This is a genomic window from Acidovorax sp. LjRoot74, from assembly GCF_964254355.1.
Taxonomy (GTDB): Bacteria; Pseudomonadota; Gammaproteobacteria; order Burkholderiales; family Burkholderiaceae_C; genus Acidovorax.
Window position 1 is genome coordinate 3,936,921 of the sequence record NZ_CAXUTI020000001.1, and the last position, 21,070, is coordinate 3,957,990.

Sequence of the window (21,070 nt, forward strand, 5' to 3'; positions counted from 1 at the left end):
GCCACCGACAAATTTCACCCGCCCTGCGCACTGCGCTGGCGCGCAGCGATGAACCGGCCCGCCTGCTCCAGTGAGGCCAGTGCCTCATCCAGCACCGGCGCAAACAGCTGCCAGCAGTGCACCATGCCGTCCCACACGGTGCAGTCCGCCTCCACACCTGCGGCCTTTAGGCGCGCCGCCATGGTCACGGCATCGTCGCGCAAGCGCTCTCGGCTGCCCACCTGCAGTTGCACGGGTGGCAGCCCCCGCAGGTTGGCGCTGTAGAACGGCGTGACGGTGGGCGAACGCACGTCCCCGCCGGGCACATACATGGCGTTGAAAAAACCCATCAGCTCGCGGGTGATGAAGGGGTCGTCCACCGTGTGGTGGGATTCGCCTTCAGCCGCCAGATCCAGCGCGGGCGACAGGGCTACAACGGCTGCAGGCAGAGGCAGGCCCAGGTCGCGGGCACGCAAGGCGGTAGACAGCGCCAAGTTGCCCCCCGCCGAGTCGCCCATCAGCGCGATGGCCGACGCGGCATAGCCGCCCTGCGCCAGCGCCCATTGGTAGGCGGCCAGAGCATCGTCGTGCGCGGCGGGGGCCGGGTGCTCGGGGGCCAGGCGGTAGTCCACGTTGAGCACACGCGCACCACAGAACTGCGCCAGGTACGAGCACAGCGCCCGGTGCGAGGTGAGCGAGCCAAACACAAAGCCGCCCGCGTGGTAGTAGATGACCAGCTTGCGCGGGTCGGCCTGTGGCGTGCTGTGCAGCTCGGCGGTCATCGTGCCGCCTGCACCGTTGGGAATGCGCAGCGCCTGGATGGGCAGCCCCTGTGCCAGGGGCATTTGCGAGTTGCTGGCATCAAACCACGCACGCAACTGCGCAGGGGTGGCCTGCGCGGGTGGCGGGTTTTGTGCGGCCATCTGCAGGATGGCTTCAAGCTGTTGTGCGGACATGGTTGGCCTGTGGTTCAGATGTACGTGGAGGCCAGCCCGCCATCCACGGGCAGGTTGATGCCGCTCACCCAGCGCGACGCATCGCTGCACAGGAAGGCAATCACCGGAGCCACTTCGTCGCTGAAGGCGGGGCGCTTCATGCGGTGCGCGTCTTTCTCCACGCGGTCCTGCCCCAGCATCTGCACAAAGTCGCCCAGGATGGGCGTGAACACCGGGCCGGGGGCCACGCAGTTCATGCGCACGCCGCGCTCCATGAAGATCTTTTGCGACTGGGTGTACGTCCACACGATCAGCGCTTCTTTGAAGTGCTGGTAGCAGGTCTCTTGCGGCACGGGGTTTGCAGCCAGCCACTTCGCGCCTTCTTCAAAGCTGCTGGTGGCACCCAGGGCGCGGTGCAGCTCCAGCCGCGCTGGCCACTCGGCCCCCAGGATGGATGAGATATTGACGATGGAGCCGCCCTCGCCCATGCGCTCCAGCACGCGGTGGGTGAAGTGGCGCAGGCCCAGGTAGTTGACGCGGCCCACCAGGTCGGCGGGCGATGTACCGGGCACGCCCGCAATGTTGGCCAGCGCATCAATGCGGGCGGGCAGCTGCGCCACAGCCGCATCGATGGCGGCGGGGTCGCCCAGGTCCACCTGCACAAAACCGTCAAGCGTGAGGGTGGGCGCATTGCGGTCTACGCCGATCACACGGGCGCCCTGCTGGCGGGCGAGCTTGGCAAAGTCTGCGCCGATGCCGGAACAGCAGCCGGTGACGACAATGGTTTTGTTGTTGAGGGTCATGAAAGTTGTCTCCTGAAATTTCTTTGTATTGCGTGGTGTTGGTGCAGCGCTCCGACAAGCTCCGCGTGAACGGGCTGGGGGTGTGCCAGGGCGCTTCTGCACACCCCACCGTTCGGGCTGAGCCCGTCGAAGCCAGGCCCCCCCGCCCAGCCTTCAACAAGCACAGGCCGAACGGTGGGGGCTGCACCATCAGAAAGGAAAGGCTGGCAGCGCATCCTTCACCGTGATCCACTGCCACTGCGTGTATTCATCAATGTCCGCAGGTCCGCCCACGCTGCCCCCGTTGCCCCCCACGCCAGGACCGCCAAAGGGGTTGGTGCATTCGTCGTTCACCGTCTGGTCGTTGATGTGCACCATGCCCGCGCGCAGCCGCTGGCCGATGGCCATGGCGCGGCCCACGCTGGGGCTGATGACGGCGGCCGCCAGCCCGCCCTGGCTGGTGTTGGCCAGTTGCACGGCCTCGTCATCAGTGCGGAAGGTGACGAGGTTGGCCACCGGGCCAAAGGGCTCTTCGTCAAACGAACGGATGCCGGGCTTGACGCCCGAGAGCACCGTGGGCTTGTAGCCCAGGCCCTCGTAGGTACCGCCCGCCTCCAGCTTGGCACCCTGCGCCACGCTGTCTTTGATGACCTGGTCAAAGCGCAGCAGCTGCTTGGCATCGATCATCGGCCCCAGCGCCACCTGGCCGCTGGCGCCATCGCCCACAGGCAGGTGCGTGGCTTTGCCCACCATGCGCTGCAGAATGCCTTCGGCAATCGACTCGTGCACCAGGATGCGGTTCGATGCCATGCAAATTTGCCCCTGGTGGAACCACGCGCCAAATGCGGCAGCGCTGGCGGCGGCATCCAGATCAGCGTCTTCCAGAATGATGAGGTTGTTGGCCCCGCCCAGCTCCAGCGACACCTTCTTGAGGTGCTGCCCGGCCAGCGCGCCAATGCGGCGGCCCACGGCAGGCGAACCGGTGAAGGCGATCATGGGCACGCGCTCGTCCACCACCAGCGCCTCGCCCGCCTCGGCGTCGCCCGGCACCACCTGCAGCAGGCCCTTGGGCAGGCCTGCCTCTTCAAACACCCGGGCCATGATGAAGCCGCCGCTGACCGGCGTGCGCGTGTCGGGCTTGAGCACCACGGCGTTGCCCAGCGCCAGCGCCGGGGCCACCGAGCGCAGGCCCAGGATGAGCGGAAAGTTGAACGGCGAGATCACGCCCACCACGCCATGCGGCACGCGCCGCGCGATGGACAGGCGGCCCGGCGTGCTGGGCAGCACCTGGCCTTGTGCCTGCATGGGCAGGGCTGCGGCCAGGTGGCACAGGGTGACGGCCTCGCGCACCTCGTGCTGGCCCTTGGGCACGATGCCACCGGTTTCGCGGGCAATGGCCAGGGCCAGCTCGTCGAAGTGCTGCTCAAACATGCTGGCCGCACGGTGGAACACCGCTGCGCGCTCGCGCGGGCCCTGCGCAGCCCACGCGGCCTGTGCTTGTGTAGCCAGGCCAATGGCGGCCTGCATGTCGGCCGCGCTGGCAATACCCACCGTGCCGAGCACCTGGCCGGTGGCGGGCTCGGTCACGTTGCGCTCGCCGCTCAGCGTGGTGTTCCATGCGCCATCAAAGGCCTTGCCCGCCCACAGGCGGTTGTCCAGCAGGCCCGGTTTTTCTGACATTCCCATTGCTTTGCTCCTTGGTGCGTTGTTGGTTGCTTGCTTGCTTGCTCGCTCGCCAGATTGGCGTTGCAGCCACCCCGCACACAGCGCGGCGGTGTGGCCTGTTTTTGCAACGTGCGTACCAGCCAGCCGTGCGCCAGCCCGCGCAAGGGGCCCAAAGCGGGTGTTTTTCAGAGGGAGCGCTACGGACTTTCCCTAGTCGACCAGCGCTTTGGCATGGGCGACTTTTGAGCGCCAAATAGTTACCATTCATCACCAAATTCAGCAGATGCAATGGATCAAATGATCACTTTTTGATCAATTTCTGATCAACTTCCAAAGGACCCCATGCCCCGACGCCGCGTCTCCCTGGCCGACCTGCACCGCACCGCCGTGGGCCAAGGCCAGGCCCTGATGGGCAACGTGCCCGCCCCGCCGCCCCCAGCCCTGGGCGGGTTTGACACCCACGGCATCAGCCAGCACACCCACCCCACGGTGGCCGACATCAGCGAATGCCTGTTCTTCTCGCCCGGCGACGGGCGCATCTGGCTGCAAGACCAGCGCATGATCCTGCTGCACTCCGAGGCGCTGGGCTCGCTGCGGCGCGAGTTGATCGACAGCATTGGCCTGGACAAGGCCCGTGGCCTGCTCACCCGTGCGGGCTACGTGAGCGGCGCCCGCGACGCCCGCCTGGTGCGCCAACAGTGGCCTGATGCCGAGCCCACCGCCGCCGCCATGGCTGGCACCCGCCTGCACGCGCTGGAGGGTGTGGTGCAAGTGGAAGTGGTGCACGCCCGCTACAACGCCGAGCTGGGCGACTACGACGGCGAATTCATCTGGCACAACTCCAGCGAAGACGACGAGCACATTGCCGCCTATGGCGTGGGCGGCTCGCCCGCGTGCTGGATGCAGGTGGGCTACGCCACCGGCTACGTCAGCACCCTGTTTGGCCGCATGATCGTTTTCCGCGAGGTGGAGTGCCGATCGTCCGGCGCGGCACATTGCCGCGTGATCGGCAAATCGGCCGAGCGCTGGGACGACCCCGAGCAAGACCTGTTCTACCTGAACGCCCAAGACTTTGTGGGCACCCCGCCCGCCGCACTGGCCGACAAGCTGCTGGGCAAAGCAGGCCGTACCACCTACCTGGGCGTACCACCGGGCAAGGCCCCCGCAAGCGCTGCCACTCACAACACTCAAGAGCCCGCCGCCCACACCACCATGGTGGGCGCGTCATCGGCCTTTAACGCCGCCTGCCACATGCTGCAGCGCGTGGCCCCCACCGCCGCCACCGTGCTGTTCACCGGCGAATCGGGCGTGGGCAAGGAGATGTTTGCCAGCATGCTTCACCGCATCAGCCCGCGCAGCAGCCAGCCCTTTGTGGCCATCAACTGCGCGGCCATCCCCGAGACGCTGGTGGAGAGCGAACTCTTTGGCGTGGAGCGCGGCGCCTACACCGGCGCAGGCACATCGCGCCCCGGCCGGTTTGAGCGCGCCCACGGCGGCACCCTCTTCCTCGACGAAATCGGCACGCTCAGCCTGGTGGCCCAGGGCAAGCTGCTGCGCGCCCTGCAAGAAGGCGAGGTCGAGCGCGTGGGCGGCACCCGCACCGTGCGCGTAGACGTGCGTCTGGTGGCCGCCACCAACGTAGACCTGCGCCAGGCCGTGCGCGAAGGCAGCTTCCGCGAGGATTTGTTCTACCGCCTCAACGTCTTCCCCATCCACCTGCCCCCGCTGCGTGAGCGGCGCGACGACATCCCGCTGCTGATGAGCCACTTCTTGGCCCACTACCAGCGCAAGCACCAGCGCCAGGTGCCCGGCTTTAGCCAGGCGGCCGTAAAAGCGATGTTTCACTACCCCTTCCCCGGCAACATCCGCGAGCTGCAGAACCTGATTGAGCGGGCGGTGATCCTGGCGACGGACGGCGAGCCGATTGAGCCGCACCATCTGTTTGCGGGCGGCGAGCAAAGCGGCGGCGGGGTGATGTCGCTGCACTTGCAGGGGAACAGCGGGGGGACGTTGCATGCGCAAGGGGTGGCGGGTGTGGGGGCTGCGGTGCAGGCTCCGCAAGCGGCTGGGGCAGCGAGTGCGCGGGCTGGTGTGGCGCCAATGGCTGCCGCTGCGCCGGTGGTGGCGCCGCTGCACAAGGCGGAGGAGCAGATGCTGCGGCAGGCGCTGCAGAGTGCGGGGGGGAATGTGGCGCTGGCTGGGCGGTTGCTGGGGATTAGCCGGGCGACGATGGCTTATCGGGTGAGGAAGTTTGGGATTGGGTAGCGATGACGTGAAGCCGGGCTCCACAGGTACAACTGCGAAAACCTGTTTTCGACTGTCCAAACAGGTCGCATCTCTGCCTCCAGAGCAACCAGCGGTACAACTGCTCGACTTGAAAGATAGGTCTGGAAAGAACCTCGCCTGACCCGTCGAATGGCGTATAGAGAGAACTAGCTAACCATTGCAGCCTCGTCATGAACGAATACACCAAATATCTCTCCGTGAAATCTGCGCTCGAAAATCTTTTTGGACGTGGTGCTTGGTACGCACTCAAAGAATCCAATCACCTCGGAACTTGGCGTAAATATGCAGACAGGACATTTAAAGCGGTTGAGCTATCCATAAGAGACTCCGTTGAGATCTATGACGACGAATGGATGCTCGAGGTGTCTCGATGTTTACAAAACGGCAAAGAGCATCTGGATCTTGCAGATTCGATAGATGAGATCGTTGGGGTACTGGCTGGAACCATGATCGAGATGTCCTTTCTTCAACTTGGCCACATGCCAAGACGAAAAGGCAATCCGGGCCCCTATCCATTGAGAAAAGGGGAGTGGAAGATGAACGGCTTTCGCTCAGTCGCTTATCTTCAAACCAGAGAGCAGAAAGAGGACCGCTTCTTGTCGTTGCAACGTAAAGAAGTCGGCTTTGATCGACAGCTCGACCTCATGGCCGAGTACCGCAGCAGCAGGTCCAAACTCCCATACTCTGAATGGTGTGCCAAGAAATCTGAAGGAACGGAGTAAGACGCCTTCTCGTACTTGCAGCAGTCTCTCCAAGCTGCGGTAGTCATGTCTGACGAGGCCAGCATTGGAGTTCTGGCCAAAACGCCTGCTAGCGCCTGATAGATCGGCGTATGCGGTATCAAAATCATAGCAAACCACGCAGCATTCACGGTAGCAGCCGGTCATCGGTGTAAACGTAGAAGCTGCCCACTCTTCTCACTGGCAGCCCTTCCCGCATCTGCAGCTTGTTCCAGCTGCACCGGCAGTCGGGCGACCAATCTCTGCACCGTTGACCAGGGTTGCAAGAGTTGAACTGACGGTACCTGGGTGCCGCGCACTCTCATATTATGCAAAACATATACAATTCAACTACGTTTCGCATAAAGTCAGCACCTCATGGGCATAGTAAAAATTTCCGATCAGATGCACGAAAACCTGCGTCTGGCCAGCACGGCGCTGAGCCGTTCCATCAACGCCCAGGCCGAGCACTGGATGCGTGTCGGCATGCTGGCCGAGCTGTACCCCGACCTGGACCACCGCGAGATTTGCCAGATGCTTGTGCGGGCCGAGCTGGCGGGTGGGCTGGATGTGGCGCTGGCGGCTCGGGGTGAGCTGGACAGCAAGCCTGCAACCTCTGCAGCAGCCGTCGCCCCCGCAGCCCGCAGCAGAAAGCAACCGCACTGATGGCCCGCGCTGACCGTGGGGTGCCGATCCGTTCGGCCGAAGAACTGGTGATGGCGCGGCGCGCGGCGCAGCTGGCGGCCGAGGTGCTGGCCATGATTGAGCGGCATGTGGTGCCGGGCGTGACCACCGACGCGCTGGACCGCCTGTGCCACGACCACATCGTGAACGTGCAGGGCGCGCGGCCTGCCAATGTGGGCTATCTGGGCTACCCCAAGACGGTGCTGACCTCAGTGAACCATGTGGTGTGCCACGGCATCCCCTCGCCCCAGCAGACGCTGAAGAAGGGCGACATCGTGAACATTGATGTGGCAGTGGAAAAAGACGGCTGGTACGGCGACACGAGCCGCATGTTCTGCGTGGGCACGCCCAGCGTGCTGGCCCAGCGGCTGGTGCGCACGACCTACGAGGCGTTGTGCGCGGGCATCAGCACGGTGAAGCCGGGCGCCACGCTGGGCGATGTGGGCCACGCCATTGCCACCGTGGCGCAGCGCGAGAACTTCAGCGTGGTGCGCGAATACTGCGGCCACGGCATTGGCACCGTGTACCACGACGAGCCCCAGGTGCTGCACTACGGACGGCGCGGCCAGGGGCTGCGGCTGGAGGCAGGCATGGTCTTCACCATCGAGCCCATGCTGAACGCAGGCCAGCGCGAGACCAAGGAACTGGCCGATGGCTGGACGGTGGTGACCAAGGACCGTTCGCTCTCCGCCCAGTGGGAACACATGGTAGCCGTGACGGACAGCGGCTATGAGGTGCTGACGGCGTGGCCCGAGGGCACGGGCAGCTACCCGGCGATTTAGCAGCGATGGGGGCTGCGCGATGGGGTCGCCCCATCAGCCGCGCCGAAGCTCCAGACGGGCCCAGGCGGCCATCACATCGGGCTGCTTCTTGAGCCAGTCGGCAGACATCATGTTGGCGCCCCAGTGGTGGACGCGCGCCACGCCCTCCCCCATGTTCCACAGGTGCCGCAACTGCAAGAACAGGGGCAAGGCGGCGAGGTCAGCATCGGTGACATGGCCGCCCCCGGCGCGGTAGCCAGCCAGGTACTGCTGCCAACGCTTGAGCAATGCGTCGTCAGGCTCCATGGGGGCCTTGCGCGGCAGGTTCGACCACAGCCACACACACAGGTCATAGGCCAGGAACCCAGGCCCGGCGTCGTCAAAGTCAAAGAAGGCCGCACGCTGCACACCCCCGGCATCGGTGTACACATGGTTGTTGAAGCCATGCGTGTCGCCGTGGCACATCACGCGGGTCAAGGTGCCCTCCACCTCCGCCAGCTCGCTCAGAAGGCGCTCAATCAGTTGCCGGTAGGCATCGAGCATGGCAGGGTCCAGCTCGGGATGGGCGGCAAGGTAGTCCAGCGTGCGGCCTGCCAGATGGTGGCCGTCCAGCACATAGCGGCTGGCGGGGCCTGTGTAGCTTCGCGCAGCGCTGTGAATCTGGGCCAGCGTGGCGCCGGTCAGGTGCAGTTCCTCGGGCGTATCGGGAACGGCGCCTTCGCAGTGGCGAAACAGGACCAGCGCACGCGGCCCCTCAGGGAACGGCAGGGTGATGCTAGTTGCTCCGTTAGCAGCCAACATCGGCATGGTCACACCCACACCCTGTGCGTGCAGGTGTGCCAGCAGCGCGACCTCGAAATCAACATTGAACGCGCCGCGCGGCCGAATGGCGCAAAGCCGCGCCACGTAGCGGCTGCCATCCGTGGCCCGCACGGCGTAGTTGTCGTTCAGGTTGCGGCGGATCAGGTAGCACTGCTGCACTGGCAAGCCATAGTGCCGCGCTACCCAGTCGCTTACGGCAGAGGCTGCGGCTGTGGTGTGGGAGGCAATCAGGTTGAGGTCATGAGAGGTGGGGGAAAACATGCGGCATTCTCCATGGATGCAGCATGAAACACCCCTGCGGCATGGTTCGATGTGGTTGCGCCAGAAGGTTTCGTTGACCACCGAGGTTGGCACGAACGGAAGAACAGGCGCACCACAACATTGAGTCTAAAAAGGGCTGCTACCGCCTACTGGTATTGCACCATCAGTATCAAAATCATAGCAATCCGCCTCACCATCACCATGGCAGCTTGTCCCCGCTGTACGCGTAAAACCCACCCGTTTCTTCCACCGGCAACCCATCCAGCACCCGCAGCATGTCCGCCGCTGCGGCCACAGCCGGGCGGCCAATTTCTGCGCCGTTGAACGGTGCCGACAGGGCCGAGTTGACGGTGCCCGGGTGCAGCGCCACCAGCACGGCTTGCGGGCGGGTTCGGGCCACTTCGATGGACGCCGTTTTGACCAGCATGTTGAGCGCAGCCTTGCTGGCGCGGTAGCTGTACCAGCCGCCCAGGCGGTTGTCGCCAATGCTGCCCACCTTGGCCGAGAGCACGGCCAGAAGGCCCCGCTCCTGCTTTGGCAGCAGTGGCGCAAAGTGGGCCAGCACGAGAGCGGGGCCGAAGGTGTTGGTGCGGAAGGTGGCTTCCATCTGCGCGTAATTCAACTGGCCCAGGCGCTTTTCAGGCATGCCGTGGGGACCATGCAGCAGGCCTGCGGCGTGGATGATGCAATGCCATGGGCCTTCGGCCTTGAGTTGTTGGGCAGCGGAGGCGATGGTGGCTTCGTCATCCAGATCGACCAGCGGGCTGGTGTGGCGGCCCAGGCCCACGGCCAGGGCGCAGCGAGGGTCGGACTGCAGGTGGGCAAGAAAGGCGCTGCCGATGGCGCCGGTGGCGCCGATGACGAGGGCGCGGTAGCCCTCAGGCAGGGACTGCAGGGATGGGATGGACATGGTCAAAACCTCTGAGTCAGTGTCTGCCTGCAAACGACCACCGTTCGGGCTGAGCCCGTCGAAGCCGGGGCACGGGGGTGGCCTTCGACAGGCTCAGGCTGAACGGGGGGCGGGTTGCGGTGCGGCCCTTCGACAAGCTCAGGGCGAACGGGGAATGACAAACGGCGAGCATGGCGGCTACAAAGCATCCAGCCGCGTGCGCAGGCTGGCCGCATGCTCACGCAGCGCATCCAGCTGCGGGCCCTGCATCTTTTGCAACTGGCGGTACACCATGCCGAGGCGAAAGTTGTTGCCCAGCGTGCCTTCGTTGCGCGCAAAAAAGTCCCAGTACAGGGCGTTGTACGGGCAGGCCCGCTCACCCACTTTTTGCCTTTTGTCGTAGTGGCAACCGCTGCAGTAGTCGCTCATGCGGTCGATATAGGCGGCGCTGCTCACGTACGGTTTGGTGGCCAGCAAGCCGCCGTCGGCAAACTGGCTCATGCCCACGGTGTTGGGGACCTCCACCCATTCAAAGGCGTCGATGTACACGCCCAGGTACCAGCGGTGCACGGCAGCGGGCTCTAGCCCCGCCAGCAGCGCAAAGTTGCCGATGACCATGAGGCGCTGGATGTGGTGGGCGTAGGCCTGCTCCAGCGACTGGCCCACGGCGTACTGCATGCAGCGCATGCGGGTCTGGCCCGTCCAGAACCACTCCGGCAGCGGCGTGTGGTGGCCCAGGGCGTTGCGCTCGTCGTAGCCGGGCATGTGGGCCCAGTAGATGCCGCGCACGTATTCGCGCCAACCCAATATCTGGCGGATAAAGCCCTCCACGGCAGGTAGCGGCGCAGCGCCTGCGTGGTAGGCGGCTTGGGCGCGCTGCACCACCTCGTGCGGGCGCAGCATTTTGGTGTTGAGCGCGAAGGACAGCAGCGAGTGAAAGAGCCGCGCGCTCTTCGTGCTCATGGCGTCTTCATAAGCACCAAAGTGCGGCAGCGTGGCGGTGACGAAGTGATCCAGCCACGCCAGTGCCTCGGCCCGGTTCAGCGGCCAGCGCAGCGCCTCAGCCTGCGGGTTGCCAAAGCTCTGCACCCCTGCGGACTGGATGGTGGCCCACAGGGCGCTGTGGTCGTGCGTGGGGCGGGCGTCGGGCGGCAATGCGGGGGTGCCAGGCCAGGGCTTGCGGTTGTCGTGGTCGTAGTTCCACTGGCCGCCTTCCGGCTCGCCCGCCTCGTCGATCAGCACGCTGTGGCGCTGGCGCATGCGGCGGTAGAAGTGCTCCATGAGCCACTGTTTGCGGCCTTGGAACACCTCGGCCATTTCGGTGCGGGTGGTGTAAAAGTGCTCGCTGCTGACGGCTTGCAAGGCAAAGGCTTGCTCTGCCCCCCAGGTGCGCAGTTGCTCGTCCAGCCGCCATTCGTCGGGGTGCTGGTATTGCAGCGTGCGCGCGCCGTAGTGGGCCATCAAGGCGGCCAGGTTGTCTGGGATGGACTGGCGGTTGCTGGCGTCGTCAATCGCCACGTAGCGCACGCGGTGCCCGGCCTCGCGCAGGTGGCGGGCCAGGTCGCGCATGGCGGCAAAGATGGCGAGGATCTTTTGCGCGTGGTGCAGCACGTAGTCGGTCTCTTGCCGCACCTCCATCAGCACGTAGACCACGCCGTTGTCCTGCGTGGCAAACCACGAATGCTCGGGGTTGAGCTGGTCGCCCAGCAGCAGTCGCAGGGTGTGGGCACGCTGTGGGGTGGAAGGTTGCTGCGTGCTCATGCCGTGCCCCACATGCGGCGGTAGCTGCCGTCGGCATCGTGGTCTTGCGCCTGCTTGACGGGGTTGAAGCGGCGCCCCCCACGCGGGTCGGTGCCGCGCCCGGCGATGTAGAGCCAATTGGCCTGGTTGCTGTACACGTCGTAGTCCACCAATTGCGATTCAAACCATGCTGCGCCCGCGCGCCAGTCGCTGTGCAGGTCGTAGATGAGATAGCTGGCAGCCACCTGGCGCAGGCGGTTGCTCAAATACCCAGTGGTGGACAGTTCGCGCATGGCAGCATCGACGAGCGGTTCGCCGGTAGTGCCCTGGCACCAGCGCTCAAAGCCACGCTGGTTGTGTGAAGACGGTGGCAGTTCTGACAGCCCGCGCGCCCGATACAGCGCTTCGCCGTATTGCAGGTGCAGCAGCCGAAAGTAGTCGCGCCAGAGCAGTTCAAACCACAGCCAGTAGGTGCCGTCGTTGGCGCCGTGGTCATGCTCAAAGGTTTTCAGATCCGCATAAATCTGGCGCGGAGACAACGCACCCGTGGCCAGCCAGGGCGAGAACTTGCTGGAGTAATCCAGCCCCGTGAGTCCGTTGCGCGTGGCCTTGTAGCTGTGGGGCAGCTTGCGGGCCAGGTACTGCGCAAGGTGGGCCAGCGCGGCGGCTTCGCTGCCATCGCACGCTGGGGTGCCGTAGGGGAAGGACGAGCGTGCATCGCTGCCCTGCGGCGACGCGGGCTGCAGGATTGCTGCAGCGCCCTGCTCTGCGCCCACTGCTTGCAGCACGAAAGCAGGCACATCGGGCGGCGGCAGCAGCCGGGCGGGTACAGGCAATGGTGCGGCGGGGGTGATGCCTGCACGCTCTACCTTCTGGCGAAAGCTGGTGAACACACCCGGCAGTTGGTCCACAGGCCACGGCATGCGCGCCGGGAGCAGCAGGCTGCTGTGCCACACGGTACGCACCTGCAGGCCTGCGGCGCGGAGTGCAGCCACCTCGGCCTGCTCGTAGGGGGCAGCAATGTCTTCGCACACTACGGTGGTGGCACCCACCGCCTGGGCCAGTTGCGGCAAGGCCGTGGCAGGCGGTGCCTGGCAGATCAGCAGCGGGTTGCCCAGTGCACGCATCTTCCCTTGCAGCCCGCGAATCGCCGCAGCGGTGAAGGCGCGGCGGTGTGGGCCGACACGGGCAAAGCCCCAGGGCGTGGATTCATCAGGCGTTGGCAGGCACACCACGGGCAGCAGGTGTGTGGCGCCGCTGGTGAGCGCCGCGTGCAGGGCAGGCTGGTCATGCAGGCGCAGATCGTTGCGAAACCAGAACAGCACGGTGTTCATGCGGTGCCCTCCTCCTCCGCCGACTTGCCCGCGCGCCTGCGCTCGTTGCGGCAGCGGTCGGAGCAGTACTTGACCTCATCCCACACCTTTTCCCACTTCTTGCGCCAGGTAAACGGCAGGCCGCAGTGCATGCACTGCTTTTGCGGAAGATCGGACTTTTTGCGCATGCGCATGGCGGGCCTGTGGGTGTCTTATGCGGGCCGCAGCACCTGCTGCGCCAGCGCACGCCCGCTGAGCCACGCGCCTTCAACCTTGCCTCCGTGCAGCCAGTCGCCACACAGACCCACGCGCAGCGGCGCGTCCCACCAGCAGCCCTGGGTCAGCGGGGCTTCGGTGTCGGCATAACGCCAGCGGTGCGCGGTGGCGGCCTGGGGCGCAGGGCCGCCCAGGGCGGAAAAGGCGGCGAGCAAGGTGGCTGTGACGGCGCTCGCGTCGTCTTCGATGTGGGCATCGCTCCACACGGCGGTGGCGTGCAGCAGCCAGGTCTCTGGCCCGGTGCGGCCAGGCTTGCTGCTGTCGCGCGCCACCCAGCGCAGCGGGCCGGTGTTGATAAAGGCACCGTCCCACGGCAGGGCCAGGGGCGCGGCGTAGCGCAGCATGAGCGCCCAGCTGCCGCGCATGCGCACGCTGGCGGCTGTGGCGGCGCCTGCGGGGGCCACCGGCGCGAGCAGGGGCACGGCCTGGGGCGCGGGCACGGCCAGCACCAAGGCGCTGTAGCGCTGCGCGTGGGGGCCATGCTCGGCCGAGGTGATGGCCCAGCCATCGGCATGGTGCTGCAGGTGTTGCACCGTGGTCTGCCATTGTGTGGTGGCCTGCGGGCCCAGTTGCCGCACGAGCCAGGCTGCGGGCGCCGTCATGCGCGGCGCGCCCACAAAGCGCTCCAGCGGCGTGGTGGGGGTGGTCCAGGTGCTGCCATCAAAACTGGCCAAGCGGGCGTCCCACAGCGCGGCCACACCAGCCTGCTGCCAGCGGGCGACCTCGGCGCGGAACTGGGGGGCGCGGGCGGTGAAGTATTGCGCGCCGTGGTCGCACTGCCAGGGGCCGTTGTCGTCTTCAGCGCGGCGGGTGCTCATGCGGCCAGACGGGCCCCGGCTTTTGTCGAACAGGTGCACCGTATGCCCCGCCTGCAGCAATGCCTGGGCGCACGACAGGCCCGCCAGGCCTGCGCCGACGACGGCAATGGGCAAAGCGTTGGTGGCGCTGCTCATGGCTGCGGGTCCGTGCGCTCATGCGTCACCCAGATGAGGGCCAGGGTGTCGATGCCCAGCGCCTGCGCGCGGGCGATGAGCTGTTCGCGCAGCGTGGGAGGCAGCTGCTTGGTGCGCGACAAGATCCAGCAATAGCTGCGGTCCGGCCCCACCACCAGGGCCCATTCGTAGTTGGCGTCCAGCGCGGCCACGTGGTAGCCGCCGTAGAACGGGCCGAAGAACGACACCTTGAGCGAGGCGGTGTTGGCATCGCCCGTGAACAGGGCCTTGCCCTCGGCCTGGCGCCAGTCGTTCTTGCCGGTGTCAAAACCCCGGTTGAGCACACGCACGCTGCCATCCGCCTGGCGCTGGTAGGTGGCGCTCACGTCGGTCATGCCGCGCTCGAACGAGTGGTCCAGCCGCGCTACCTCGTACCAGCGACCCTCGTAGCGGGCCAGGTCGAACGGGGTGACAGGCGTGATGCCCTCGGGCGGGCGGGTGGACGAGCAGCCGCTGAGGGCGAGCGCCACCACCGCGAGCCCAAGCCAGGCACAACGGCGGAGACTGGATAGGAAGAGGAAGAAGGGCATAAATTACCAATTAGTCACAAAACAAACCAATTGGTATTCTGCCACCACAAACGCTGTTGTGGAGAAAGCCCGGCAGCAGCGGGTGCCATGGCCCGCCCGTAAACTCTGCCCATGACTTTTCAAATCACCGTTTACTCCAAATCCGCCTGCCCCCAGTGCGATTCGGCCAAGAAGCTGCTGCAGTCGCGTTCGCTGCCTTTTGAGGAAATCAAGATCGACGACGAGGCCGAGCGCCTGGCGTTTTATGCCAAGTGCGGGCCATCGGTGCGGCAGATGCCGCAGATCTTCATCAACAACCAGCGCGTGGGCGGGCTGGCAGGGCTGCAGGCTGCACTGGCCCAGATCAGCCAGTAACACCCGCGGTCGCCCCTCCCCTGGTTATTGGTACTTTGCGGCTGTGATGAACTCGCTGAAGGTTTCGCACCAGACGATCACGGTGTTGAACTTCGCGGGGTCCGCTCCCTGCGGCAGCGGGACGATGAAGTTATTGAACGTCTTTACATCGCCCACGCGCAGCATCTGGGGCTTGAGGCGCTTGAAGTCGGCCTCGGTCTCCACAAACTCGGGCGACAGGTAGAGCTTGTAGTCCGGCCCCGGGGCCAGCTTGCCCACCAGGCTGACCGCCTGTGGGCTGATGGACACGGCGCCCTCGCCCCAGTGCAGGGCGTCGCTGTCTTTCAGGTCACGACGGAAGGTGGCGGTCCATTGCGCGGCGGGCAGGCCCGACTGGATTTGCTGCAGCGTCGGCGCATCTGGCGCGATCAGGATCGGCAGCACATACACCCCCAGCGCAAACCCCAAGGCCAGGGTGAGCAAGTGCGAGGCAATAAGCAGCAGAGGTTTCATGGCAACGGGTTCAGTGGACTGAGCCCAATGTACTGCGCAGCGCCCTCCCGTTCAACGCTGCGCAGCCCCCCGCTGTCCGTTCAGGACGCGCGGGCCAGAAACCCGTCCACCAGCGCATAGTGCTCCGGCACATTCAGCGCGGGTGCATGGCCGCAGCCGGGTACCTCCACCACTTGCGCCTGGCCGCGCGCGCCGGGGCCGCGCGTCAGCATTTCGGCCGTGGTGTCGCGCAGCACCAGGTCGGACTCGGCGCCGCGAAGGCAGAGCACGGGGATGTCGAGCGCGTCGTAGTGGTCCCAGATCAGGTAGTCGTTGGCGTGGTGGGTGAACTGCTGCACCATGGCCGGGTCGTAGTGCGGCGTCACGCGGCCGTCGGGCAGGCGGCGGGTGCTGCTCTCGGTCAGCAGGCGCCACTGCGCATCGCTGAGCCAGCCATAGGGCGTGTAGACCTGACGGAAAAACGCCTCCAGCTCCCGCACGGTATCGAATGCAGGCGGGTGGCCCGCATAGGCCTTGATGCGTTCCAGCGCGGCGTCGGCCAGGCGCGGTGCGTTGTCGTTGAGCAGCAGGCTTTGGATGCGGCCCTTGAGCTGCGGCTCGAACAAACCCGAGGCGCACACGGTGCCGATGGCGCCGCCCATCGACGTGCCCACCCAGTGCGCTTTCTCGATGCCCAACTGGTCGAACAGATCGGCCGCAATGCGCGCGTAGAACGACAGACGGTACTCGTCCTGCGGCGCGCGCGCCCACTGGCTCAGGCCCCGGCCCAGGGTGTCGGGGCAGATCACGCGGTAGCGTGAAGCCAGGTGGGCGGCCAGCGGGTCCATGTCGCGCCCGGTGCGCGCCAGGCCGTGCCACGCGATCACCACCGGGGCGTCGGGCGCGCCCCATTCCATGTAATGGATTTCATAGCCAGCGCAGGTGGCGTAGCGTGAGGTGGGGGACATGATGGCGACCTTGTGGAACAGAGAAAAATAAAAGGGACCGGCGGCTCACTTCATGAGGCGGCCATTGCTGCCGATGACGGTGACCTCAACGTAGCGCGAGCCGATACGGTTGGTGGGCGAGTAGCCCAGCGTGATGCCGCCGAGGTCGTAGCTCTGCAGCGATTCGAGCGCCTTGACGACCTTGGCGCGTGTGGGCGCAGGCCCCGCGCGGCGCAGGGCTTCGACCAGCACCTTGGCGCCCAGAAACTGCTCGAAGCTGGTGTAGTTGACCTCTGCCTCGGGGGCGTACTTCTTCAGCAACGACTGGTATTCGCGCACCACGGGCAGCTGCGGCCGGTAGGGGTACGGAACCACCTGGCTGATGCCCAGGCCATGTGCGTTCTTGAGGCCCGCGAGCTTGACCAGCTCCGTCGGGTCTACCACCGAGATGTTGTAGAGCTGCGCGCCACCGCCCTGCTCGCGGTAGCGCTGAATGAACGCCGCCGCAGGCTTGTTCACCGCAATCATGATGACCGCATGCACATCGGCGGACTTGATGGCCTTGACGGCATCGTCCACCTTGTCGGTATTGCGTTCGTAGCCCGCAGACACCACGAGCTTGAGGCTGCGCTTGGCCAGCGCCGCCTCCACCCCCGCCAGGCCCGCCTTGCCAAAACCATCGTCCTGGTACATCACGGCCACACGGTTCATGCCCAGCGTGGTGAGCTGCTGCACCATGTGCTCGGCCTCGTCGGCATAGCCCGCACGCACATGAAAGATCCAGGGGTTGAACGGATTGCGCAGCGACTCACCCCCCGTGTAGGGCGCCACCAGCGCGGCGCCCCCCTGCTCCAGCACGCCATCGGACAGCAGCTGGGTGATGTTGGCCGTGCCTGCAAAGCCGTACAGCGCCACCACCTCGGGCTTGGCCAGCAGCTCGCGGGTTGCCTTGACGGTGTCGGCGACCTTGTAGGCGTCGTCCACCACCGACTGGCGGATGCTGGCGCCGTGCACGCCGCCCTGGGCATTCACCCAGTCAAAATAGATCTTGCCGCCCAGCACCATCTGCGCGCCGGTGCTGGCCAGCACGCCGGTGAGCGGCGCCACCTGCCCCACCACGATCTCGGCGGCGTGCAGCGAGGGCGCTGTGGCGCCCCCCCACATCAGCGCCAGCGCTGCCGCAGCGCGGCGGCCCCATGTCTTGACTTTGTCCATCTCGGTTCATCCCCTGGTTGAGTGGCTTGCAGCCGAATCCACGGGCGGCGCTGGGGCATACAACCCCGGCGCGTACCCGGCAGGCGGCAGTGACGGTATGTCGTCTGGCAAAGCTCCTTGGGGTCAGTCGGGGATGGCGATCGTGCCCGCCGTGATGGCGATGGCATTGGCGGCAGCAGGCGTGGTGGCCAGCGGCGGCACGTTGGCGGCCGTGATGGCCGGGGCGCTGCCCGGTGTGCCGCCACGCGGCACCGTGCGCACCACCTGGCTGGCAGGCAGGGCCTTGCCGCTGGCGAGGTGGTCGTACACGGCGTCGAGCGCGTGGTTCAGGTACACGTGCAGCGGCACGTAACGGCTGTCGTAGCCCGGCAGCACCGTGGGCAGGCCGATGAAGCTGTCGAAGTGCTGGGCGTTGGCCACCTCCACGTAGCTGAGCTTGCTGGCGGCGCCTTCGACCTTCTTGTTCAGCGCGGCGTAGGGGCGCGAGGTATGGCTCACGGGCAGCAGCGCATCGGCGCGGCCATGCACGATCACGGCGGGCTTGCCTCGCAGGTTGCCGCTGCGGCGGGTTTCGTCCACGCCGGCCTGCAGCTTCTTGGCAGCGGCGTCGGTGCCGGTGACGAGGTTGCGCAGGCACAGCGCGCCGCTCAGGTTCCAGTCGGCCACACCGGCGTCCGACACCAACAGGAAGTCGCGCGCCGGGCCCAGCTTGCCCAGGTTGTTGACCAGGTTGATGCCGCCCGAGGGAGGCACGCCGTTGCCCGTGGCAAACAGCACGGGCAGCGCGGCGGCGGCCAGCGGCGTGACCCCGCCGGTGGCTGCCGTGGCGGCGTAGCTGAAGCCGCAGAGGTTGTCCCGGACGCTGGCGCGCGAGAGGCTGTTGGCAAAGGTCACGGCCACGGCCGGGGCCACTTCAAATGCGGCCAGCGAGGCATGCAGGTCGTTCGACTCGGGCTCCCAGCCATAGTCGCGCAGCTTTTGCAGCGCCTCTTCGGCCTGCGTGGCCGTGGTGCTAGCCGTGAGCAGCCCTGCCGCCTTGAGCGACGCACAGCGGTTCGGCGCAATGGGCAGCGCGGCGCTGGCAAACCCGGCCGCAAATGCGGCGGCAAAGGGGCTGGTGCTGACCGAGGGTGCGAGCGACGCGCAGGCCTGGTAGAGGTTTGCGTAGGTGGTGAAGTCCACCAGCGTCTTACCGGTGACGGCCACATCGGCACTGCCACGGCGCACCGTGACGCCGGGGTTGGCGGGCAGCTCCAGCGCGGGCTCAGACACGGCCACGCCGCTGATGAGGCCTTGCGTATCCAGCTCGGCGGCGGCAATGGCAGCGCCACCGCCATTCGAGATGCTTGAGGCAATCACGATGGTGTTGGCCGGGGTCAGCGTCTTGAGGCGCTGGCCCGCTGCATCGGTGGTGCCATAGCGCTGGTTGAGCACGTAGTAGCCAAACTCCACCGCCTGCAGAGTGGTCGTACCCCAGTCCTTCTCGGCGTTCTGGCCCGAGTGCGCGTGCTTGAAGGCAAAGCGGTTGGGCGTGGCGGTGTTGAAAGCCGCCAGCTCGGTGGCCGTAAGGCCTGCGTTGAAAGCCGCGCTCTTGCCCGCCGCGGTGGCCGTGGTGCGGGTGCCGTCGATCAGCGGCACGGTGTCATTCATAAGATCGTGCGGCGCGCCGCCCGTGCCCTTGTCGGAGTACGCCACGGCGCAGCCCTTCTTGAGGCCCCACTCGCCGGTGGAGATGCCGCCGTACACACCGCGCGAACCCGAGGCCGTGGCGGTGATCATGCAGGGCTTCTTGGGGTCGAAGCTGGCAGGCACCTGCACCATGAGGGTGACGTTCTTGCGGCCTGTGCCATCGTCGGCAAAGGCGATGTATTCGGTGCCCGCCACCTTGCCCTCGCCGGTGGTGACCTTGCCCTGCGCATCCACGTTGGGGCCGTAGAGCGTGCCGTAGCCACCGGCCGCCGTCATGTCGAGCATGGCGCGGTAGTTGGTGTGGATGGCAGTGCGGCGCAGTTCGGCCGCCGTGGGCTGGAGCGGGTCGGCAAATGCGGGGGGGGCAGCGGCGGCCAGGCCAGAGGCGCCCAGGCCCGCCGTGAGCAGGTCGTTGCTGCCGCCGTCGTAGCTGGCCTCGCTGATTGCGCCCAGGTAGGCAGGCTTGGTGTTGAGTGCGGCGCTGTCGCCGTCACTGCCGCCGCAGGCAGCCAACACCGCAGCGGCCAGCACTGCGGGAACGAACGGACGAGAAAAGGGACGAAAACGCGGGTTCTTGATGCTCATCTTCATGTGCTTGTCTCCTGGAGTTTTTTCTTTGCGTCTTGTTGCACAGCTCACCCACAGACCCAGGCCACGCCGGTCACCCGGCGCGGCCGGGGCCACTCACCCCGCCTTGCGCGCAGCTGCCGCGCGCAGGCGCCCCACCACACCGGTGGGGAAGTAATAGACAGACAGAACAAACAGCACGCCCAGCCACAGCAGCCAGCGGTCGGGCGACAGCAGTGCGGACAGCCAGGGCAGGCCCGAGGTGGCCTCGTGGCCCAGGCGCAGCAGATCCTGCAGGTAGCTTTGCGCCACCAGAAACAGCACGGCGCCAATGGCCGAGCCGTAGATCGTGCCCATGCCGCCGATCACCACGATGAGCAGGCAGTCCATCATGATTTCGAAGCTGAGCGAGGTGTCCGGCCCGTTGTAGCGCAGCCAGAGCGCGAGCATCGCGCCCGCCATGGTGGCGAACAGCGCCGACAGCACGCTCGATGTGGTGCGGTACACCACCACGCGGTAGCCAATGGCCTCGGCGCGGAACTCGTTTTCGCGGATGGCCTGCAACACGCGGCCGAACGGCGAGTTAACGATGCGCAGCAGCGCCAGCACCAGCGCCACGGCCGTGACAAAAAGCAGGTAGTAGCAGATCAGCCGCCCGTCGATGGTCACGCCCAGGAAGGGCTCTTCAAACGGCTCGAAGCTGGGCGAAAGGATCTCGGGCACCTTGAAGGTCAGGCCGTCTTCGCCGCCGGTGATGTCCGACAGCTGCGAGGCCAGCGTCTGGAACGCGGCCGCCACGGCCAGCGTGATCATGGCGAAGAAGATGGCCCGCACGCGCAGCGAGAACAGGCCCACCGCCAATGACAGCAGCAGGGACAGCAGCAGCGCGCCGCCAACACCCACACCCAGTGCCGTCCAGGTGGGCCCGAGGCGGGTGGTGGCCACGGCAATGCCATAGGCGCCAATGCCAAAGAACATGGTGTGCGCAAAGCTCACGATGCCGGTGTAGCCCAGCAGCAGGTCGAAGCTGGCGACCAGCACCACAAAGATCAGCACCTTGGCCGCCACCGACAGCGCCTTGACGCCCGGGAAGAGGAAGGGGGCGAACGCCAGCCCCAGCAGGAGGGTCACGAGGATGACCGCCAGCACCTTGCTGCGCGGGTAGTCGCCAGAGAGAAGTCGGTTCAGCATGT

General features: G+C 66.2%; 20 protein-coding genes. 5 read left to right on the top strand and 15 right to left on the bottom strand.

Features of this window, described 5'->3' with window-relative positions:
- Positions 1-14: 14 nt before the first annotated feature.
- From ACSQ3O_RS18775 to ACSQ3O_RS18785, 3 genes are all read right to left on the bottom strand, one after another.
- Entirely contained in the window at positions 15-935 is a 921-nt protein-coding gene (locus ACSQ3O_RS18775) for an alpha/beta hydrolase (protein WP_436140036.1), read from the bottom strand.
- Between the two features lie 14 nt (positions 936-949).
- The gene (locus ACSQ3O_RS18780) at positions 950-1,717 is read right to left on the bottom strand and encodes a coniferyl-alcohol dehydrogenase (RefSeq protein ID WP_137748584.1); all 768 of its coding nucleotides are present in this window, start codon (positions 1,715-1,717) and stop codon (positions 950-952) included.
- 189 nt (positions 1,718-1,906) lie between these two features.
- Positions 1,907-3,382 (bottom strand): benzaldehyde dehydrogenase, encoded by a 1,476-nt coding sequence (locus ACSQ3O_RS18785; RefSeq protein WP_436140037.1) that lies wholly within the window; start codon positions 3,380-3,382, stop codon positions 1,907-1,909.
- Between the two features lie 321 nt (positions 3,383-3,703).
- Here ACSQ3O_RS18785 and ACSQ3O_RS18790 point away from each other — a divergent pair, with 321 nt between their 5' ends.
- From ACSQ3O_RS18790 to map, 4 genes are all read left to right on the top strand, one after another.
- A complete protein-coding gene (locus ACSQ3O_RS18790) occupies positions 3,704-5,626 on the top strand; it encodes a sigma 54-interacting transcriptional regulator (protein WP_436140038.1) in 1,923 nt (640 codons plus the stop codon).
- 191 nt (positions 5,627-5,817) lie between these two features.
- Positions 5,818-6,369 (top strand): hypothetical protein, encoded by a 552-nt coding sequence (locus tag ACSQ3O_RS18795; RefSeq protein ID WP_436140039.1) that lies wholly within the window; start codon positions 5,818-5,820, stop codon positions 6,367-6,369.
- A gap of 375 nt (positions 6,370-6,744) precedes the next feature.
- Positions 6,745-7,032 (top strand): ParD-like family protein, encoded by a 288-nt coding sequence (locus ACSQ3O_RS18800; protein WP_436140040.1) that lies wholly within the window; start codon positions 6,745-6,747, stop codon positions 7,030-7,032.
- The gene (gene map / locus ACSQ3O_RS18805; protein WP_436140041.1) at positions 7,032-7,832 is read left to right on the top strand and encodes a type I methionyl aminopeptidase; all 801 of its coding nucleotides are present in this window, start codon (positions 7,032-7,034) and stop codon (positions 7,830-7,832) included. Before ACSQ3O_RS18800 ends, map begins: the two co-directional genes overlap by 1 nt.
- Positions 7,833-7,865: 33 nt before the next feature.
- Here map and ACSQ3O_RS18810 read toward each other — a convergent pair whose 3' ends face one another.
- From ACSQ3O_RS18810 to ACSQ3O_RS18840, 7 genes are all read right to left on the bottom strand, one after another.
- Positions 7,866-8,894, bottom strand: a complete 1,029-nt coding sequence (locus tag ACSQ3O_RS18810) for a phosphotransferase enzyme family protein (RefSeq protein ID WP_436140042.1) — start codon at positions 8,892-8,894, stop codon at positions 7,866-7,868.
- A 196-nt stretch (positions 8,895-9,090) separates the two neighbouring features.
- Positions 9,091-9,804 carry an SDR family NAD(P)-dependent oxidoreductase gene (locus ACSQ3O_RS18815; protein WP_436140043.1) on the bottom strand — a complete coding sequence of 238 codons (714 nt, stop codon included), beginning with the start codon at positions 9,802-9,804 and terminating at the stop codon, positions 9,091-9,093.
- Between the two features lie 177 nt (positions 9,805-9,981).
- Positions 9,982-11,544, bottom strand: coding sequence for a cryptochrome/photolyase family protein (locus tag ACSQ3O_RS18820; protein ID WP_436140044.1), 1,563 nt, complete (start codon positions 11,542-11,544; stop codon positions 9,982-9,984).
- A complete protein-coding gene (locus tag ACSQ3O_RS18825) occupies positions 11,541-12,857 on the bottom strand; it encodes a DASH family cryptochrome (protein ID WP_436140045.1) in 1,317 nt (438 codons plus the stop codon). The genes ACSQ3O_RS18820 and ACSQ3O_RS18825 overlap by 4 nt, the downstream gene beginning before the upstream one ends.
- Positions 12,854-13,030 carry a DUF2256 domain-containing protein gene (locus ACSQ3O_RS18830; RefSeq protein ID WP_436140046.1) on the bottom strand — a complete coding sequence of 59 codons (177 nt, stop codon included), beginning with the start codon at positions 13,028-13,030 and terminating at the stop codon, positions 12,854-12,856. Before ACSQ3O_RS18830 ends, ACSQ3O_RS18825 begins: the two co-directional genes overlap by 4 nt.
- 18 nt (positions 13,031-13,048) lie before the next feature.
- The gene (locus tag ACSQ3O_RS18835; RefSeq protein ID WP_436140047.1) at positions 13,049-14,065 is read right to left on the bottom strand and encodes an NAD(P)/FAD-dependent oxidoreductase; all 1,017 of its coding nucleotides are present in this window, start codon (positions 14,063-14,065) and stop codon (positions 13,049-13,051) included.
- Positions 14,062-14,634, bottom strand: coding sequence for a lipocalin family protein (locus ACSQ3O_RS18840; RefSeq protein ID WP_436140048.1), 573 nt, complete (start codon positions 14,632-14,634; stop codon positions 14,062-14,064). Before ACSQ3O_RS18840 ends, ACSQ3O_RS18835 begins: the two co-directional genes overlap by 4 nt.
- A gap of 111 nt (positions 14,635-14,745) precedes the next feature.
- Here ACSQ3O_RS18840 and ACSQ3O_RS18845 point away from each other — a divergent pair, with 111 nt between their 5' ends.
- Positions 14,746-14,988 carry a glutaredoxin domain-containing protein gene (locus tag ACSQ3O_RS18845; protein ID WP_137748596.1) on the top strand — a complete coding sequence of 81 codons (243 nt, stop codon included), beginning with the start codon at positions 14,746-14,748 and terminating at the stop codon, positions 14,986-14,988.
- 24 nt (positions 14,989-15,012) lie between these two features.
- Here the strand turns inward: ACSQ3O_RS18845 and ACSQ3O_RS18850 are convergent, their stop codons facing one another.
- The 5 genes from ACSQ3O_RS18850 to ACSQ3O_RS18870 form a co-directional block, all read right to left on the bottom strand.
- On the bottom strand, positions 15,013-15,480 hold the full coding sequence (locus tag ACSQ3O_RS18850) for a DM13 domain-containing protein (RefSeq protein ID WP_436140049.1): 468 nt from the start codon (positions 15,478-15,480) through the stop codon (positions 15,013-15,015).
- 80 nt (positions 15,481-15,560) lie between these two features.
- Entirely contained in the window at positions 15,561-16,427 is an 867-nt protein-coding gene (locus ACSQ3O_RS18855) for an alpha/beta fold hydrolase (RefSeq protein ID WP_436140050.1), read from the bottom strand.
- 45 nt (positions 16,428-16,472) lie between these two features.
- Positions 16,473-17,621 (bottom strand): ABC transporter substrate-binding protein, encoded by a 1,149-nt coding sequence (locus ACSQ3O_RS18860; protein ID WP_298454443.1) that lies wholly within the window; start codon positions 17,619-17,621, stop codon positions 16,473-16,475.
- Positions 17,622-17,744: 123 nt separating this feature from the next.
- A complete protein-coding gene (locus ACSQ3O_RS18865) occupies positions 17,745-19,901 on the bottom strand; it encodes a D-(-)-3-hydroxybutyrate oligomer hydrolase (RefSeq protein ID WP_436140051.1) in 2,157 nt (718 codons plus the stop codon).
- Positions 19,902-19,994: 93 nt separating this feature from the next.
- Positions 19,995-21,068: a branched-chain amino acid ABC transporter permease gene (locus tag ACSQ3O_RS18870; protein ID WP_436140052.1), complete on the bottom strand. Its 1,074-nt coding sequence runs from the start codon at positions 21,066-21,068 to the stop codon at positions 19,995-19,997.
- Positions 21,069-21,070: the final 2 nt, after the last annotated feature.